Consider the following 17,036-nt stretch of genomic DNA (forward strand, 5'->3'; position numbering starts at 1 on the left):
ACCAAAATACTTCGTGATCGCTGCCGTCAGCGTCGTCTTGCCGTGGTCAACGTGACCAACCGTGCCAATGTTGACATGCGGTTTCGTACGCTCAAACTTTTCCTTTGCCATGATGGCCTCCTTTTTCGGTAATGAAGGGAGCCCGCGGCGCGAGCTCCCTCAAATTTTCGCTATGCGTATTTCGCCTGAATCTCGTCCGAGATGTTCTGCGGAACAGGATCATAGTGGTCGAACTGCATGGTGAACTGGGCACGGCCCGAAGACATCGAACGCAAAGTGTTGATGTAGCCGAACATGTTGGCCAGCGGAACAAAAGCATCAATAGCGATGGCATTCCCGCGGGGCTCTTGACCAGATACCTGTCCCCGACGCGATGTCAGATCACCAATGATGCCACCGGTATATTCTTCCGGGGTAATCACTTCGACCTTCATGATCGGTTCCAACAATTTCGCGCCGGCTTTGCGCATACCTTCACGCATGCACATACGGCCCGCAATCTCGAACGCCAGAACACTTGAGTCAACGTCGTGGAACTTACCGTCCAAAAGCGCAACTTTGAAGTCGATAACAGGGAAGCCGGCCAACGGGCCGCTGTCCATAACCGACTGGATGCCTTTTTCGACGCCCGGGATGTATTCCTTCGGAACAGCACCGCCGACGATACGGCTTTCGAACGAGTACCCTTCGCCTGGCTCCGTCGGCTGGATCTCCAGCTTGACTTCCGCGAACTGACCCGAACCACCCGACTGTTTCTTGTGGGTATAGGTGTGTTCAACCGGCATCGAGATGGTTTCACGATAGGCCACCTGTGGTGCACCAATGTTCGCTTCAACCTTGAACTCGCGCTTGAGACGGTCAACCAGGATGTCCAGGTGAAGTTCGCCCATACCCTTCATGATGGTCTGACCCGATTCCAGGTCGGTTTCCACACGGAAGGACGGATCTTCGGCGGCCAGACGGGCCAGACCCTGAGACATCTTTTCCTGGTCGCCCTTGGTTTTGGGTTCGACCGCAATCTCGATCACCGGATCGGGGAAGGTCATGGTTTCCAGAACCACCGGATCCTTGGCGTCGCACAAAGTATCACCGGTGGTAGTGTCTTTCAGACCTGCCAATGCGATGATATCGCCTGCAAACGCTTCCTCGATCTCTTCCCGGTTGTTGGAGTGCATCATCATCATACGGCCGATGCGCTCTTTCTTACCTTTGGTCGAGTTCAGGATTGAGTCGCCTTTGTTCATGACACCCGAATAGATGCGGGTGAATGTCAGCGAACCGACAAACGGGTCGTTCATGATTTTGAACGCCAGACCTGAGAAAGCCATGTTGTCGTCGGCGCGACGTGCGATGTCACGAACTTCGTCCTCGTCGCCAGGCTTGAAGCCCATGTAATCGACAACGTCCAGCGGGCTGGGCAGATAGTCGATAACAGCGTTAAGCAGCGGCTGAACACCTTTGTTCTTGAACGCCGAGCCGCCCAATACAGGAACAAATGCAATTTCCAGCGTACCTTTGCGCAGTAGCGCGCGCAGTGTCGGAATATCCGGCTCATTGCCTTCCAGATACTCCATCATCGCGTCGTCATCCATTTCGACGGCCGCTTCGATCATCTTGCCACGCCATTCTTCAGCCATGTCTTTCAGGCTGTCGCGAATCGGAGCTTTGACCCAGCTTGCGCCTAGATCTTCGCCCTGCCACAGCCACTCTTCCATGGTGACCAGGTCGATCAGGCCTTCCAGCTCAGACTCGGCGCCAATCGGAATACCAACTGGAACAGCGCGCGCGCCAGTGCGGTCTTCAATCATGTTGACGCAGTTGAAGAAGTCAGCGCCGATCTTGTCCATCTTGTTGACGAAAACCATACGCGGAACTTTGTAGCGGTCAGCCTGACGCCACACGGTTTCGGTTTGTGGTTCCACACCAGCGTTTGCGTCCAGAACACAGACTGCACCGTCGAGAACCGCCAGCGAGCGTTCAACTTCGATGGTGAAGTCAACGTGGCCGGGGGTGTCGATGATGTTCAGGCGGTGCTTAGGGGTATCGGCGGTCTGACCGTCCTCGGTGCGTTCCCAAAAGGTGGTTGTCGCAGCCGAAGTGATGGTTATGCCGCGTTCCTGCTCCTGCTCCATCCAGTCCATGGTGGCTGCACCATCGTGCACCTCACCGATGTTGTGGGATTTGCCAGTGTAATACAGGATACGCTCCGAGCAGGTGGTTTTGCCTGCATCGATGTGCGCCATGATACCGAAGTTACGGTATAGTTCGAGCGGATATTCGCGTGCCATTGGTCTGAGCCTCTAGGATTACCAACGATAGTGACTGAAGGCTTTGTTCGCCTCAGCCATCTTGTGGGTGTCTTCGCGCTTCTTCACGGCTGTACCACGGGACTGTACAGCGTCCAGCAGTTCACCGGCGAGGCGTTCTTCCATCGTGTTTTCGTTACGGCCACGCGCAGCAGTGATCAGCCAGCGGATGGCCAGTGCTTCGCGGCGCTCGGGGCGCACTTCGACCGGAACCTGATAGGTTGCACCACCAACCCGGCGCGAGCGAACCTCGACCGACGGCTTGATGTTGTCGAGTGCTTCGTGGAACACTTCGACAGGAGCGCGCTTTACCTTGTTCTCAACGCGGTCAAACGCGTTGTAAACGATGCGCTCTGCGACCGACTTCTTGCCGTCGATCATCAGGTTGTTCATGAATTTTGTCAGGACCTTGTCGCCAAATTTGGCGTCAGGCAGGACTTCGCGTTTTTCGGCGGCGTGACGACGGGACATCTCGGCCTCTCCTTCTTACTTGGGACGCTTCGCGCCGTATTTCGAACGACGCTGTTTACGGTCTTTGACGCCCTGGGTATCCAGAACACCGCGCAGGATGTGGTAACGCACACCGGGAAGGTCTTTTACACGGCCGCCACGGATCAGAACAACCGAGTGTTCCTGCAGGTTGTGGCTTTCACCAGGGATGTAAGAGATGACCTCGAATCCGTTGGTCAGGCGCACCTTGGCAACTTTACGCATAGCCGAGTTCGGCTTCTTCGGTGTAGTTGTATACACACGGGTGCAAACGCCGCGTTTTTGCGGGCACTGCTCCAGATGCATAGACTTCGAGCGTTTTACTTTTGGCTGCCGCGGTTTGCGGATCAGCTGTTGAATAGTTGGCATTCCGGTTTCTTCCCCGTTTTGCAACACACATGACATGCACGCGCGTTGCGTGCGGTTAAACTTGCTGCACTTATGCGTCCACAAGCGCAAAACCCGCGAGCGTTCCCATTCCGAGGTGAACGTCGCGGTTGATTATCAGAGGGCGCGAACTGCAAAATTGTTCGGGCCTTGACCAGTTCATTACTGAAATCGGTTGCGGGGCGGCCCCCGGTTCCGAGATGACGGGCGTATAGGGGGAGTCGGCCTAAGTGTCAACAGCACCTAAGCAAGCGGTCGTTTGTAAGACAAATCATGCCGTCTGGCAGTTGCCGGGTTTACGTTGCATCGGCATGATCTCAGCATATCCCCCAGAACACGATTCAACTGAGACCCGGCTGCTCTACCTTTATAACCCTGACCGATTGAACAAGCGGTTTCGGCTGTTTGGAAGAGTTACTTTACCCAGTTTGCGCGCACAAACTATCAATGTCTTCGACCTTGTAATAGTGGGCGGTGGTTGAGAGCTGACAGTCATGAATTTTGCCCATCAAAATATGAGTCGGTTAATGCCTGTCGTTAGTTACCCCGATGGGCCTATGTGGTTACGCACCCTGAACGGTTCCAACAATTCAAAAAACGCGTGCCGGGAAAGACAGGAGTTAGAGACGCGAGCCAACAATCACCGGACCACCTTCGCAAAGCGTTTTGCCATCGATATTGGCGTTTTAGAACAGGCTTAGTCTGATGTCTGAACCGCTCTTTGCCGGAACAAAGTGAAAAGCCCCGCCCCTACCACCAATGCAGCGCCGATTAAGGTGACACTGTCTGGCCAGTCGCCAAAAACGATCCAGCCGAGGCCCAAAGCCCACAGAAGGCTTGAATATCGAAATGGGGCGATAAAACCAACTTCTCCCACGCGCATTACCATAACACTGAACAAATATCCCATAAGAACGAACACAGCAGCCGAGCCGACCATGACACCCGCCGTTCGAGAAACTGGCACCCAGCCTTCGAATGCTGAAACCCCTGCTGCAGTCAGAGTGATTACCAGAGACGTTGCAAGCGTAACTATCATCGTAGGCACTTCGGGAGACATTCTTCGGGTGACCAAATCGCGAACCGTGACGGAAGCGACCGCAAGCAAAGCATAAATGGAATATATGCTAAATCCTTCGGGACCGGGCCGCACAATAAGCAACATTCCCGCAAAACCCAGACAAATGGCTAGGATACGTCGCCAGCCAACGGTCTCACCAAAAAACACCGCAGCCCCTAACGTAACGGTCAGCGGCAGTACCTGCAGTACGGCAGTGACATTAGCCAGCGGCATATGCATCAGAGCCGTCAAGAAAAAGAAAGTAGCAAGCAATTCTGACAAACAGCGACAAGCGACAAGCCATTTGTCGTGACGCGAAAAATTTAGATGCAGGGCACCCAAATTCCGCGCCAACAGGTAGACTAGGATAGTGGCGACTGCACCTCGCATCGCTATCAACTGGAACAAAGGAATATCCTGCCCCGCCGATTTCACAAGCGTGTCGTTTACAGTGAAAGCTGCCATGCTGCCCATCATCAGCAAAGCGCCTCTGGCGTTTGGTGTCATTTCTTAAAAGCCCGTTCACAGTCGAGTCATCGCATAGGCCCCGTCCGTGAATACAATGTCAACTCATGTCATGACCCCGCCTAATCTGTTTGGCTCACATGGCGCGGCGGCGGAAGGGTGTAGCCAATCTGATGGCTTCTCTCTAAAATTTCCTGTCGCCGTTTCTTAGAACCTGTAGCGCCACAAAGCAGTTCCAGTCTGCTAGGAGAGAAACCAAAATAGCCAAACGTCTCCTTCATCCAAACAGTTTCCAGAGCAGCCAGATACCCTTTGCGTACTATTTCGTCGGAACGCGCACCTGCCGGGACTAAAAGCAACCCGGACCGTGGCCGTTGAAGTGACAGCTCGGGGTCGTGTAGCTGATCATAGGCCCATCCCCAACTCCAAACCCGATCGACCCAGCCTTTGATCATCGAAGGCATACCCCAACCAGAACAAAGGAAATACCATGCAAATCGCATCCGCTCAGGCGATCCTTGCTTGTTCCGCGACGATATCAGGCAAGGATTGTTCTTGGTTGTTCGCCTCAATCTCGGCCATGGACCAGCGTGGGTCGAAACCTTCGGCGTGCAAATCCGCCAGCTCAACCGTATGACCCGCCAAAATGGCTCCGTCCATAAAATTTCGGGCGACAGCCGCACTGAATGAAGCAGGGTTGGGGTGATCCAGAATTGTCAAAACGAGCATTGGTCGGCTCTAAGCTTTTTGTTTGTTTCACGAGCAATCGCCGGATTTCGAAAGCCGCCGGTAGCGCGTACTTTGACGAAATCAGGACAACGCAGTCCTGTCCGGTTCGCTGTGCGACACTATCAAAGCTCTAGGTACCTTCAGATTAAGAAGATTCGTTCTCTTCGTTCGATCAAAACCCTGATTGTGATGGCACCGACTAGTTTTACATAACCCAAACGTAAAAGGCCCCGCGAAACCGCAGGGCCTTTTCAGATTTTTGTTTTGCTTAGCCTTACTCGCGGCTTTCGGGCGTTTCCACCAGAACATCCAGTTCGCCACCAACCAGATCGTCGTCCATAATCGGTGCAGCAAGTGCAGCTGCGGCTTCAGCCTCCTCCCGGCGTGCCTCGATCACGACGTTATCGCGTGACTGAGCAACTTGACGCACGGCCTGGGTCGCTCCACCAGTACCTGCTGGTATCAGGCGACCAACGATGACGTTTTCCTTCAGGCCAACCAGCTTGTCTTTCTTGCCCTGAACCGAGGCCTCGGTCAGCACACGAGTGGTTTCCTGGAAGGATGCCGCCGAGATGAACGAACGCGTCTGCAGCGAGGCTTTGGTAATCCCCAAGAGGATCGGCTCGCCCTGTGCCGGACGACCACCGCGCGCGAGGGTCTTCTCGTTGGCAGCGTCGAACTCCTGCTTGTCGACATGTTCGCCTTTCAGCAGGGTGGTGTCGCCTGAATCCAGGATCTCCCACTTCTGCAGCATCTGGCGCACGATGACCTCGATGTGCTTGTCGTTGATCTTCACGCCCTGCAGACGATAGACGTCCTGCACCTCGTCGATCATGTAATCCGCCAGTGCTTCGACGCCCATGATAGACAGGATGTCGTGCGGAGCCGGGTTACCGTCCATCAGGTATTCACCCTTCTGGATAAAGTCGCCTTCCGCGACCGGGATATGTTTGCCCTTGGGCACCATATACTCGATCGTTTCCATCGACTCGTCCGCCGGCTCGATGCTAATGCGGCGCTTGTTCTTGTAGTCGCGACCAAAGCGCACGTAACCATCAGCTTCAGCGATGATCGCGTGATCTTTAGGACGGCGAGCTTCGAACAGTTCGGCCACACGCGGCAGACCACCGGTGATATCTTTGGTCTTGGCCCCCTCACGCGGGATACGCGCGACAACATCACCGGCCTCGATCTTTTGACCGTCTTCGACTGATAAGATCGCATCCACCGACATTGGATAGTGCACTGGGTTACCCGCATCGTTGCGGACCGGCTCACCATCTTCGCCGACCAGAATGATCTCAGGCTTGAGGTCGCTGCCTTTGGGGGCCGCACGCCAGTCGATCACGATCTTCTGGGTCATACCAGTCGCTTCGTCCGTTTCATCCCGGACAGCAAGGCCTGAAACAAGGTCGACGTATTTCGCGGTACCGGCTTTCTCGGCAATGATCGGCAGGGTGTACGGATCCCATTCGAACAGCTTGTCGCCACGCGCAACCTTGGCGCCTTCTTTGACGAACAGTTTAGAACCGTAACCCAGCTTGAAGCTGGCACGCTCTTCGCCATGTTCGTCGTTGATAACAACCTTCATGTTCCGGCCCATGACCAGGCTTTCGCCTGCGGCATTTACCAGAATCTGCGGGTTCTCGAACGCGATGATGCCTTCCTGGTTTGCTTCTTGGAAAGACTGCTGACCACCCTGCGCAACGCCACCGATGTGGAATGTCCGCATGGTCAGCTGCGTACCCGGTTCACCGATGGACTGGGCGGCAATGATGCCAACAGCCTCACCGGTGTTCACCATAGTACCGCGAGCCAGGTCACGGCCGTAGCAGGTGGCACAAACGCCTTCCTCGGACTCGCAGGTCAAAGGCGAACGAATACGGGTCGACTGAACGCCAGCTTCATCAATAGCGTCCGCCATACGCTCGTCGATCAACTGTCCTGCGGCCACGATCACCTCATCCGTGCCCGGACGCAGGATGTCATCTGCAGCCACACGACCCAGCACACGTTCGGCCAACGAGGCAACAACTTCACCGTCGTTAACTGCTGCTTCTGCCGTGATCGCACGCTCTGTACCACAGTCGATTTCGCGAACAATGCAGTCTTGCGCAACGTCCACCAAACGACGCGTCAGGTAACCCGAGTTCGCCGTCTTCAGAGCGGTATCCGACAGACCCTTACGGGCACCGTGGGTCGAGTTGAAGTATTCAAGAACGGTAAGACCTTCCTTGAAGTTTGAGATAATAGGCGTTTCGATGATGTCGCCGTTCGGCTTGGCCATCAAACCACGCATACCGCCCAACTGCTTCATCTGCGTAACCGAGCCACGCGCGCCTGAGTGGGCCATCATGTAGACCGAGTTCGGCTCCATATCTGCCCCGGAGTCGTCTTTAGCGACGTCCGAGATTGTGCTCATCATCGCTTCGGTGACACGGTCGTTACACTTTGACCACGCATCGACGACCTTGTTATACTTTTCGCCCTGGGTGATCAGGCCATCCATGTACTGCTGTTCAAAGTCTTTCACCTGATCGCGAGTGTCATCTACGATGCCCCACTTGTCATTGGGGATAACCATGTCGTCTTTACCGAACGAGATGCCCGCCTTGAACGCTTCTTTGAAGCCCATCGACATGATCTGGTCGCAGAAAATAACCGACTCTTTCTGACCGCAGTAACGGTAGACAGTATCAATGACTTGCTGAACTTCTTTCTTCCGCAGCAGGCGGTTGACCAGTTCGAACGGCGCCTTGTTGTTCATCGGCAGCAACGCACCCAGACGCAGACGGCCCGGAGTGGTCTCGTAACGCTTTTGAACTTCGTTACCTTCGTCGTCGATCTGCGTGATCCGCGCGGTGATTTTCGAGTGCAGATGCACCTCACCCGCGTCCAGCGCGTGCTGAACTTCCTCGATCGAACCAAAGACCTTACCTTCGCCCGGCATGCCTTCGCGTTCCAAGGTCACGTAGTACAGACCTAGGATCATATCCTGCGACGGAACGATGATCGGCGCGCCGTTTGCAGGGGACAGAACGTTGTTCGTCGACATCATCAGAACACGCGCTTCCAGCTGTGCCTCAAGGCTCAGCGGGACGTGAACCGCCATCTGGTCGCCGTCAAAGTCGGCGTTAAAGGCCGAACAGACCAGCGGGTGCAGCTGGATCGCCTTACCTTCGATCAGGACCGGCTCGAACGCCTGAATGCCAAGACGGTGCAGTGTTGGCGCACGGTTCAGCATGACAGGGTGTTCGCGGATCACCTCGTCGAGGATATCCCACACTTCGGGACGCTCTTTCTCGACCAGTTTCTTCGCCTGTTTCACAGTTGAAGACAGACCCTTGGCTTCAAGGCGCGAGTAGATAAACGGCTTGAACAGCTCCAACGCCATCTTCTTGGGCAGACCACATTGGTGCAGCTTGAGTTCCGGACCGGTCACAATGACCGAACGGCCCGAGAAGTCGACGCGCTTACCCAAAAGGTTCTGACGGAAGCGGCCTTGCTTACCTTTCAGCATGTCGCTGAGCGATTTCAGCGGACGCTTGTTCGCACCGGTGATGACGCGGCCGCGGCGACCGTTGTCAAACAGCGCGTCAACGGATTCCTGCAACATCCGCTTTTCATTGCGGACGATGATGTCAGGTGCGCGCAGCTCGATCAGACGCTTCAGACGGTTGTTCCGGTTGATGACGCGGCGATACAGATCGTTCAGATCCGACGTCGCAAAACGGCCACCATCCAGCGGAACCAGCGGACGCAGTTCCGGCGGAATGACCGGGATCACGGTCATAACCATCCACTCGGGCCGGTTGCCCGACTCGAGGAAGGATTCAACAACCTTCAGACGCTTGATGATCTTCTTGGGCTTCAGTTCGCCGGTTGCTTCGGCCAGATCAGCGCGCAGCTGCTCGGCTTCGGCTTCCAGATCGATCTGGGCCAGCATCTCACGGATAGCTTCGGCACCGATATTGGCGGTGAACGCGTCCATGCCATAGGCATCCTGCGCATCCATGTACTCTTCTTCGGTCAGCATCTGGCCATAGGTAAGGTCGGTCAGACCGGGCTCGATGACGACGTAGTTTTCAAAGTACAGAACGCGTTCCAGATCGCGCAGCGTCATGTCCAGCATCAGGCCGATGCGGGACGGCAGCGATTTCAGGAACCAGATGTGTGCAACGGGCGCGGCCAGTTCGATGTGGCCCATACGTTCGCGGCGGACTTTCTGCAGGGTGACTTCCACACCGCATTTCTCGCAGACAACGCCGCGATACTTCATCCGCTTATATTTGCCGCACAGACATTCGTAATCTTTGATTGGGCCAAAGATACGCGCGCAGAACAGACCGTCGCGTTCGGGCTTGAACGTACGGTAGTTGATGGTTTCGGGTTTCTTGATCTCGCCATAAGACCAAGACAGGATCCGCTCGGGCGACGCCAGAGAGACCTTGATCTCGTCGAAGACCTTCGGGGGCGTCAGCGGGTTGAACGGGTTGTTGGTGATTTCCTGGTTCATTTGTTACCTCAAATCTTGCGGAAGGGGGGACGGGAGAAAGGGCAGCGCCCTCACTCCTCAACCTCCGCATCCAGGAGTTCCATATTCAGGCCGAGGCCACGGACTTCTTTCACCAGAACGTTGAACGATTCCGGTACGCCCGCTTCAAAGTTATCCTCGCCTTTGACGATCGACTCATAGACCTTGGTCCGGCCTGCAACGTCATCCGATTTAACGGTCAACATTTCTTGCAGGGTGTAGGCGGCGCCGTAAGCTTCCAGAGCCCAGACCTCCATCTCACCAAAGCGCTGTCCACCGAACTGCGCCTTACCACCCAGCGGCTGCTGGGTCACCAGGCTGTACGGCCCGGTCGAACGCGCGTGGATCTTGTCGTCCACCAAGTGGTGCAGTTTCAGAAGGTATTTGATGCCTACGGTGACCGGCCTTGCAAATTGCTCACCGGTGCGACCGTCGAACAATATCGACTGACCACTTTCCGAGAAACCAGCGCGGACCAGAGCGTCGTTAACGTCTGCTTCCTTGGCGCCGTCAAAGACCGGGGTCGCAATCGGAACACCGCGGGTTACGTTGCCAGCGGCCTCGACCAGATCTTCCTCGTCCAGACCGGTGATGCCTTCGTCATAGACATCCTCGCCGTAAGCCAGCTTCATCGCTTCGCGAACGGGGGTCAGGTCGCCGGAGCGGCGGTATTCACCCAAGGCATCGTCGATGTTCAGGCCAAGACCACGCGCAGCCCAACCCATATGGGTTTCCAGGATTTGGCCAACGTTCATCCGCGAAGGCACACCTAGCGGGTTCAGACAGAAGTCGACCGGGGTACCATCGGCTAGGAACGGCATGTCTTCCATCGGAACAACCTTGGAGATCACACCTTTGTTCCCGTGACGACCGGCCATCTTGTCGCCCGGTTGCAGCTTACGCTTCACCGCGATGAAGACTTTGACCATCTTCATCACACCTGGCGGCAAGTCGTCGCCACGGCGAACCTTTTCGACCTTGTCCTCAAAACGGGCGTCCAGAGCACGTTTCTGCACTTCGTACTGCTCGTTCAGAGCTTCTACGACCTGCGCATCCTTCTCGTCTTCCAGTGCCAACTGCCACCACTGTCCTCGGGTCAGCATTTCCAGCAGGTCCTCGGTGATTACCGAAGTCGGCTTAACGCCTTTCGGGCCTTTTACAGCGGTTTTGCCAAGGATCAGACCTTTCAAACGGGCATAGATATTGCGATCAAGGATCGCCAGCTCGTCGTCCCTGTCACGGGCGAGACGTTCGACTTCCTCACGCTCGATCTGCAGTGCACGCTCGTCTTTCTCGACGCCATGACGGTTGAAAACGCGGACTTCCACCACAGTGCCATAATCGCCGGGCTTCACGCGCAGCGAGGTATCGCGGACGTCAGATGCCTTTTCACCAAATATGGCGCGCAAAAGCTTTTCTTCCGGGGTCATCGGGCTTTCGCCCTTCGGAGTGATCTTGCCGACCAGAATATCGCCCGGCTCAACATCCGCACCGATGTAAACGATGCCAGCCTCGTCGAGGTTACGCAGCGCTTCTTCACCAACGTTCGGAATGTCGCGAGTGATCTCTTCAGGGCCCAGTTTCGTGTCCCGAGCAGCAACTTCGAATTCCTCGATATGTACCGACGTAAAGACGTCGTCACGCGCGATACGTTCGGAAATCAGTATCGAGTCTTCATAATTGTAACCGTTCCACGGCATGAACGCGACGACCACGTTCTTGCCAAGGGCCAGTTCACCCATATCGGTCGATGGACCATCGGCGATGACCTCGCCCTTTTGGACGGTGTCACCCACCTTTATCAGCGGACGCTGGTTAATGCAGGTGTTCTGGTTCGAGCGCTGGAACTTACGCAAGCGATAGATGTCAACGCCCGCGTCACCCAATTCCAAATCCTCGGTGGCACGGATAACGATACGCTGGGCATCGACCTGGTCGATGATACCGGCGCGTTTCGCCTGAATCGCAGCGCCCGAGTCGATCGCAACCTTACCTTCGATCCCGGTACCGACCAGCGGCGCCTCAGCCCGTAACAAGGGAACTGCCTGACGTTGCATGTTCGAACCCATCAGAGCACGGTTGGCGTCATCGTTTTCAAGGAACGGGATCAGCGATGCAGCGACTGATACCAACTGCTTCGGTGACACGTCGATCAGGTCCACATTCTCACGCGGGGCAAGAGTGTAGTCACCGGCCTGACGGGTCGACACCAGATCGTTGATGAACTTGCCATCAGCATCCAGCGTTGCGTTCGCCTGCGCCACCGTGTGGCGCATTTCCTCGGTCGCGGACATGTAGTGAACCTCATCGGTCACCTCGGCATCTTTAACGACACGATAAGGTGTTTCGATGAAGCCATACTTGTTCACGCGGGCAAATGTAGCCAGCGAGTTGATCAAACCGATGTTCGGACCTTCCGGCGTTTCAATCGGGCACATCCGGCCATAGTGAGTCGGGTGCACGTCGCGCACCTCGAAACCAGCGCGCTCACGTGTCAGGCCACCGGGGCCAAGCGCCGACAAGCGGCGTTTGTGGGTGACTTCCGACAGCGGGTTGGTCTGATCCATGAACTGCGACAACTGCGACGACCCGAAGAATTCGCGAACAGCGGCAGCAGCTGGCTTCGCGTTGATCAGGTCTTGCGGCATCACGGTGTCGATCTCGACCGAAGACATACGCTCTTTGATCGCACGTTCCATGCGTAGCAGACCAACACGGTACTGGTTCTCCATAAGTTCGCCGACCGAACGAACGCGACGGTTACCCAGATGGTCGATATCGTCCACATCGCCCTTGCCGTCACGAAGCTCAACCAGAGCTTTGATACAGGCCACAATGTCTTCGCGGTCCAGTGTTCTCTGCGTGTCCGGCTTATCGAGCGCCAGGCGCATGTTCATTTTCACACGACCAACGGCCGACAGATCATAACGCTCGCTGTCGAAAAACAGAGTATCAAACAGTGCCGAAGCCGCTTCGACGGTGGGCGGCTCACCCGGACGCATGACACGATAAATATCCATGAGCGCGCTCTCGCGGTTCATGTTTTTGTCCTGGGCCATAGTGTTGCGCATGTAGGGGCCGACATTGACGTTGTCGATGTCCAGAACCGGAATATCGGTGATGCCGGCGTCGATCAGGTCCTTCGCCGTTCCTCCGATCAGTTCGCCATCTTTATCGTATTCCAGTGTCAGCTCGTCACCGGCTTCAACATAGATAGCACCGGTTTCTTCGTTGATAATGTCCTTGGCGACGAATTTGCCAACGATATGATCAAACGGAACGAGGAGTTCTGTAACACTGCCCTCGTCTATCAACTTTTTGACGGCGCGCGGAGTAACTTTCTTGCCCGCTTCGGCGATCACTTCGCCAGATTTGGCATCAACCAAATCATAGGATGGGCGGGTGCCTCGCACACGTTCGGGGAAGAAGGGTGCAACCCACCCCTTCTTTTTGTCCAGCTTGTACGAGACCGTCTCGTAATACGCATCCATGATCGCTTCCTGATCCAGTCCCAATGCGTACAGCAGTGTTGTGACAGGCAGCTTGCGGCGACGGTCGATACGGGCGAACACGATGTCCTTGGCGTCGAACTCAAAGTCCAGCCAACTGCCGCGATACGGGATGATGCGGCATGCAAACAACAATTTACCCGAAGAGTGAGTTTTTCCCTTGTCATGGTCGAAGAACACACCCGGCGAACGATGCATCTGCGACACGATAACGCGTTCGGTACCGTTCACGATGAACGTCCCGTTTGGCGTCATCAAAGGCATGTCACCCATGAACACGTCCTGTTCCTTGATGTCCTTCACAGATTTGGCGCCAGTATCCTCGTCGACATCGAACACGATTAGTCGCAGGGTGACTTTGAGCGGCGCGCTGTAAGTCATGTCGCGCTGCATGCACTCTTCGACATCGTATTTGGGTTTTTCCAGATCGTATTTCACGAACTCCAAAACAGAGGTTTCGTTGAAGTCTTTGATCGGGAAAACCGACTGGAAAACACCTTTGATTCCTTCGCCATCAGTGGGCTGTTCGGCATCGCCGGATCTAAGGAATAGGTCATAAGAAGATTTCTGGACCTCAATGAGGTTTGGCATTTCCAAAACTTCGCGGATTTTGCCGTAATATTTACGAAGACGTTTCTGGCCAAGGAACGTTTGAGCCATGTCAGATGTCACCTTTCGATGTTCTCAGCGGGCAAAGACACCGTCGGGCCCCGGCGCCTTGCACATTCGAGACGACACGTCCGGATCAATTCATGGCCACCGTCCCGAGTGGCGGCCTCCCGATCCGCGAACCGTATCTTAGAAAACTCCTCAGAGATTGAGGCCCTTTCTAAGACAGGTTCGGCTGGACCCGAATTTCTTCGAGCCCAGCCAAATTTCGACGCATCATTAATGCGCCAATGGACTGACTTAGGCCAGTTCGACCTCGGCGCCAGCTGCTTCCAGCTTGCCTTTGATCTCTTCTGCTTCTGCCTTGTCCACGCCTTCTTTGATCTTGCCGCCAGCTTCGACCAGTTCTTTGGCTTCTTTCAGGCCCAGGCCTGTGATGCCGCGAACTTCTTTGATGACATTGATTTTCGAAGCGCCAGCGTTCTTCAGAACGACGTCGAATTCGGTCTTTTCTTCCTCGGCTGCACCGCCGGCATCGCCAGCTGCGCCTGCGACCATTACAGCGCCGCCAGCTGCGGGCTCAATGCCGTACTCGTCCTTAAGGATTGTTTTCAGTTCTTGTGCTTCCAGCAGGGTCAGACCAACGATCTCTTCTGCCAGTTTCTTCAGATCAGCCATTGTATCAGCTCTTTCCGTTTACAATCATGTGTTCCAACGTCTGGGTATTCACCCTACGCAGATCATTCAGTGCCAACCGCTTACGCAGCTTCCGCCTTCTCTTCGATGGTGGAAAGGATGCTTGCGATATTGCTTGCAGGTGCGCCAATCGCGCCGGCAATGTTCGAGGCAGGTGCGCCAATGCAGCCAACGATCGAAGCAATAAGCTCTTCACGAGACGGCATTTTCGAAACTGCTGTAACACCAGCACGGTCCAGAGCGTTCTCGCCCATTGCACCGCCAAGGATTTCGAACTTCTGGTTCTCCTTGGCGTAGTCCTCGGCCACCTTGGCTGCTGCCACCGGGTCCTCGGAATAGGTCAGAACGGTCATCCCTGTCAGCAGGTCGGCCATGCTTTCACAAGGCTTACCCTCAAGGGCGATTTTGGCGAGCCTGTTCTTGGCAACACGCACAGAACCACCCGCTTCACGAGCACGCGCGCGAAGGTCCTGCATCTCAGCAACTGTCAGACCGGCGTAATGCGAAACCACTACGACGCCAGAGCTTTCAAAGATCTGGCCGAGTTCCTCGACCACTTTCTCTTTCTGGGCTCTATCCACAGTTCTCTCCAAGTTAGGGGCGATATTTCACCCCGGCTCATATTTGCCACAGCCAAAGCTCCGGCGTTCAGGTCCGTTGTTACGGGATTAGCCAAAATGCGCCCAAGGGTCAGGACCCTCAGAAATCTTTGGTCTTACCCGTCTCAGGCAGGAAATTAAGGGACCGGTCGGGCCCACCCACCGTCTTGGACGAAACGAAATAAAGCGCACGACGAATCGCACGCTTTATTCCGCAGCTCTACTTAGGCCACTTAGGCGAGGTTTCCAAGGGGTAAATTCGGGCTTTCTGCGGCTAGAAAGAACGACGCTTTGTATCCGTCGCTGTTTGCCCAACCCAGTGCCAAGAAATCTAAAACTCAATTTTCTTTGCAGCAGGCAATCAATTGGTATCGCTGCGGGCTAAGTCTTCAAGATGTTGCATCCGGGCCCGGCTCAGCGCTTCAAAACTGTTCTGCTTGGAAAATGCTGCCGCAAGCTCGCATCTGTGCGCAATATCTGATCTGGACTTTTCAATTTGAGCGATGACTGCAGCCAGCTTTTTTACCTGACCTATCGGTGAGACCCATCCGGCCCGAGAGTCCTTTTGCAGGTCCGACCACATTTCATTTCCATAGCCGACCACCGAAAGCCCACATCCCATGTTCTCGATATACGTGCATGACGGGTCTGATTGCCGGTGACAGCATACATAGATGTCACAATTTGATCTGAGATACGGAACCAACTCTGAACTAAAGTCCAATGGTTCCAGGCGTTGAACATTTTCTGAAAGATTATTTTGCGCGATGTCATTGTCGATTTGACCCTCCAAGCTGCCAGTGCCGAAGATCTTCAACATGAAAGGTACGCCCAATGACCGTAGTTCCAACGCCAGTGGAACTAAGTCGTGGGCACCCTTCATCTTTTCCAATCGCCCCGTGTAGACCAATTGCAAGGGGTCACCTGCCAACAACCTGTTGCGCCTATGTTGCATTTCCTCGGGTGTCGCATAAAGGTCTGCGGTCATACGATTGTCGAGGAACAAAAGTGTGTTCGGATCGAACTTCTTGCATACTTCAAAAGCTGGATACCCGTTCGCCTGAATGGCATCCATTTTCCCAAGGAATTTTCGCCTCCGAAACTCCTGCAGCACCAGTTTTGCCGCGGTATATATCCTTCGAATAGCGTTGCGGTCTTGGTCGAGAAAAGCAATCCGCAGTCGCGTATTGAGGTTATACTCCAGTGTCGTTGCTACTTTGGCTCCGACAGAGCGGGCTAGATCAGGAACACTAAAATTTCTCTTGTCATCAGCGCTGCAGAAAATCAAATCATAGCCGCTCAAATGTTCCGGTCTTACCTCTTCGTGCTCAGATATGAGGTGCAGTTGGAAACCCGCTGTTTCTGGTTGATACGGACGCGCCCCGAACGGGATTTCTGTCGCGCCTTCTCTCATTAGGCAATCAAATGAACCGGGCCACATACTGCTTTGAAGCTTCATGCCTTCCAGAAACTTCGAATCCAGTTCATAGCCGTGACTTGTCTCAACCACGGGCGCCGGCGTAAGCATCAGCATTCGAAGTTCCGGCATAATTGCGAACCTAACACCCATTTGTGAAAACGGACATTGCCCTGACCAATCACGTCTTAACTATCTCAAACATTTTTTTCGACTGAGAAAAGGTTCAGGGTACG

General features: G+C 54.9%; 14 protein-coding genes. 2 read left to right on the forward strand and 12 right to left on the reverse strand.

The window, feature by feature from the left end; genetic code table 11:
* The 4 genes from AC2FNE_RS16985 to rpsL form a co-directional block, all read right to left on the reverse strand.
* A partial coding sequence (locus AC2FNE_RS16985; RefSeq protein ID WP_496773987.1) for a GTP-binding protein occupies positions 1–111 on the reverse strand: 111 nt, incomplete at its 3' end.
* Between the two features lie 59 nt (positions 112–170).
* Positions 171–2,288 carry an elongation factor G gene (gene fusA, locus AC2FNE_RS16990; RefSeq protein ID WP_170479057.1) on the reverse strand — a complete coding sequence of 706 codons (2,118 nt, stop codon included), beginning with the start codon at positions 2,286–2,288 and terminating at the stop codon, positions 171–173.
* An 18-nt stretch (positions 2,289–2,306) separates the two neighbouring features.
* On the reverse strand, positions 2,307–2,777 hold the full coding sequence (gene rpsG, locus AC2FNE_RS16995) for a 30S ribosomal protein S7 (protein WP_010441203.1): 471 nt from the start codon (positions 2,775–2,777) through the stop codon (positions 2,307–2,309).
* Between the two features lie 15 nt (positions 2,778–2,792).
* Positions 2,793–3,164: a 30S ribosomal protein S12 gene (rpsL, locus tag AC2FNE_RS17000; RefSeq protein WP_005621086.1), complete on the reverse strand. Its 372-nt coding sequence runs from the start codon at positions 3,162–3,164 to the stop codon at positions 2,793–2,795.
* Between the two features lie 329 nt (positions 3,165–3,493).
* On the opposite strand from rpsL, the gene AC2FNE_RS17005 reads away from it, so the two are divergent.
* Positions 3,494–3,664 carry a glycosyltransferase gene (locus tag AC2FNE_RS17005; RefSeq protein ID WP_170603372.1) on the forward strand — a complete coding sequence of 57 codons (171 nt, stop codon included), beginning with the start codon at positions 3,494–3,496 and terminating at the stop codon, positions 3,662–3,664.
* Between the two features lie 12 nt (positions 3,665–3,676).
* Complete coding sequence (locus tag AC2FNE_RS17010) at positions 3,677–3,883, forward strand: glycosyltransferase (RefSeq protein ID WP_367648125.1); 207 nt, start codon at positions 3,677–3,679, stop codon at positions 3,881–3,883.
* Here the strand turns inward: AC2FNE_RS17010 and AC2FNE_RS17015 are convergent.
* The 8 genes from AC2FNE_RS17015 to AC2FNE_RS17050 form a co-directional block, all read right to left on the reverse strand.
* Positions 3,880–4,749, reverse strand: coding sequence for a DMT family transporter (locus tag AC2FNE_RS17015; protein WP_496805861.1), 870 nt, complete (start codon positions 4,747–4,749; stop codon positions 3,880–3,882). The two genes, AC2FNE_RS17010 and AC2FNE_RS17015, sit on opposite strands and share 4 nt — an antisense overlap.
* An 80-nt stretch (positions 4,750–4,829) precedes the next feature.
* Entirely contained in the window at positions 4,830–5,210 is a 381-nt protein-coding gene (locus AC2FNE_RS17020) for an NAD(P)H-dependent oxidoreductase (RefSeq protein WP_496805862.1), read from the reverse strand.
* Positions 5,211–5,214: 4 nt separating this feature from the next.
* Positions 5,215–5,436 (reverse strand): NAD(P)H-dependent oxidoreductase, encoded by a 222-nt coding sequence (locus AC2FNE_RS17025; RefSeq protein ID WP_496805863.1) that lies wholly within the window; start codon positions 5,434–5,436, stop codon positions 5,215–5,217.
* A gap of 274 nt (positions 5,437–5,710) precedes the next feature.
* Positions 5,711–9,952: a DNA-directed RNA polymerase subunit beta' gene (gene rpoC / locus AC2FNE_RS17030; protein WP_170603364.1), complete on the reverse strand. Its 4,242-nt coding sequence runs from the start codon at positions 9,950–9,952 to the stop codon at positions 5,711–5,713.
* 50 nt (positions 9,953–10,002) lie between these two features.
* Positions 10,003–14,139: a DNA-directed RNA polymerase subunit beta gene (gene rpoB, locus AC2FNE_RS17035; protein WP_170603362.1), complete on the reverse strand. Its 4,137-nt coding sequence runs from the start codon at positions 14,137–14,139 to the stop codon at positions 10,003–10,005.
* Positions 14,140–14,388: 249 nt separating this feature from the next.
* Positions 14,389–14,766 carry a 50S ribosomal protein L7/L12 gene (gene rplL, locus AC2FNE_RS17040; RefSeq protein ID WP_093964343.1) on the reverse strand — a complete coding sequence of 126 codons (378 nt, stop codon included), beginning with the start codon at positions 14,764–14,766 and terminating at the stop codon, positions 14,389–14,391.
* A gap of 80 nt (positions 14,767–14,846) precedes the next feature.
* The gene (gene rplJ / locus AC2FNE_RS17045) at positions 14,847–15,365 is read right to left on the reverse strand and encodes a 50S ribosomal protein L10 (RefSeq protein WP_170479071.1); all 519 of its coding nucleotides are present in this window, start codon (positions 15,363–15,365) and stop codon (positions 14,847–14,849) included.
* Positions 15,366–15,744: 379 nt separating this feature from the next.
* Entirely contained in the window at positions 15,745–16,917 is a 1,173-nt protein-coding gene (locus AC2FNE_RS17050) for a glycosyltransferase (RefSeq protein ID WP_496805864.1), read from the reverse strand.
* Positions 16,918–17,036: the final 119 nt, after the last annotated feature.

This window comes from Ruegeria sp. YKSD179, from assembly GCF_059612885.1.

Coding starts and splice junctions, on each gene's coding strand:
- rpsL (WP_005621086.1), bottom strand. CDS start 3,164: ATGCCAACTATTCAACAGCTGATCCGCAAACCGCGGCAGCCAAAAGTA.
- fusA (WP_170479057.1), bottom strand. CDS start 2,288: ATGGCACGCGAATATCCGCTCGAACTATACCGTAACTTCGGTATCATG.
- rpoC (WP_170603364.1), bottom strand. CDS start 9,952: ATGAACCAGGAAATCACCAACAACCCGTTCAACCCGCTGACGCCCCCG.
- rpsG (WP_010441203.1), bottom strand. CDS start 2,777: ATGTCCCGTCGTCACGCCGCCGAAAAACGCGAAGTCCTGCCTGACGCC.
- AC2FNE_RS17015 (WP_496805861.1), bottom strand. CDS start 4,749: ATGACACCAAACGCCAGAGGCGCTTTGCTGATGATGGGCAGCATGGCA.
- rpoB (WP_170603362.1), bottom strand. CDS start 14,139: ATGGCTCAAACGTTCCTTGGCCAGAAACGTCTTCGTAAATATTACGGC.
- AC2FNE_RS17010 (WP_367648125.1), top strand. CDS start 3,677: ATGAATTTTGCCCATCAAAATATGAGTCGGTTAATGCCTGTCGTTAGT.
- AC2FNE_RS17050 (WP_496805864.1), bottom strand. CDS start 16,917: ATGCTGATGCTTACGCCGGCGCCCGTGGTTGAGACAAGTCACGGCTAT.
- AC2FNE_RS17005 (WP_170603372.1), top strand. CDS start 3,494: ATGATCTCAGCATATCCCCCAGAACACGATTCAACTGAGACCCGGCTG.
- AC2FNE_RS17020 (WP_496805862.1), bottom strand. CDS start 5,210: ATGCGATTTGCATGGTATTTCCTTTGTTCTGGTTGGGGTATGCCTTCG.
- AC2FNE_RS17025 (WP_496805863.1), bottom strand. CDS start 5,436: ATGCTCGTTTTGACAATTCTGGATCACCCCAACCCTGCTTCATTCAGT.
- rplL (WP_093964343.1), bottom strand. CDS start 14,766: ATGGCTGATCTGAAGAAACTGGCAGAAGAGATCGTTGGTCTGACCCTG.